Origin of the sequence: Dubosiella newyorkensis, from assembly GCF_001945605.1 — a bacterium.
In the GTDB taxonomy this organism is placed as follows: domain Bacteria; phylum Bacillota_I; class Bacilli_A; order Erysipelotrichales; family Erysipelotrichaceae; genus Dubosiella; species Dubosiella newyorkensis.
Genome location: NZ_MPKA01000126.1, coordinates 1 through 617 on the forward strand (window position 1 = coordinate 1; position 617 = coordinate 617).

At 44.1% G+C, this 617-nt stretch carries 2 protein-coding genes; both read right to left on the minus strand.

Features of this window, described 5'->3' with window-relative positions:
* Positions 1–301, minus strand: a 301-nt coding sequence (locus BO225_RS13150) for an IS66 family transposase (protein WP_419185483.1), incomplete at its 3' end; no start/stop codon positions are given.
* A gap of 65 nt (positions 302–366) precedes the next feature.
* The coding region (tnpB, locus tag BO225_RS13155; RefSeq protein WP_076340425.1) for an IS66 family insertion sequence element accessory protein TnpB at positions 367–617 on the minus strand (251 nt) is incomplete at its 5' end.

Consider the following 617-nt stretch of genomic DNA (forward strand, 5'->3'; position numbering starts at 1 on the left):
TGTTCCAGCAGCGTTTTTTTCTGAAATACTGAATGTTCTGGAGAGCACGAGCAGAAGAAGGACTTTCTTCCGGATATTCGAGATCGAAGAGCGTAGGCATGTTGGCCATCATTTCCGCATGTCTTGCCTTTTCGCTCTTTTTTCCGAAAAGCATCCGCTGAAGCTTTTCAATAATCGCGTCCTTGTGTTTGATCGTTTTGTTCAGCTCTTCGATCCGAACAGTCAAATCCTCTATGGCTTTGATCATCTTTTCGAGCTGTTCTTTATCCGCTTCGACCGTCGTTTGTTTTTCCTTTTCCATGATTCAATTATACCACAAAAAAGAAGGGAAATAAACAAATTCCCCTTTATATAAAGCGTATTTGATCACATTATCTTTGTCGCCCGGCTTTTGGGGATCGAACATTTCTGCTCGATCCCCAGACCTTCGAGAAGCCATCTCAGCTGCTGTTCGCCAAGAAGAAGCACTTCGTCATTGTTTTTAGGCCACTGGAACTTTCCTTCGTCAAGACGCTTCGTAAGAAGAAGAAATCCGTCCTCTTCCCAAAGGATCCCCTTGATCGAGGATGTTTTCCGACCGCAGAAAAGAAAGAGACTGTTCTCGAAAGGATCGAGCT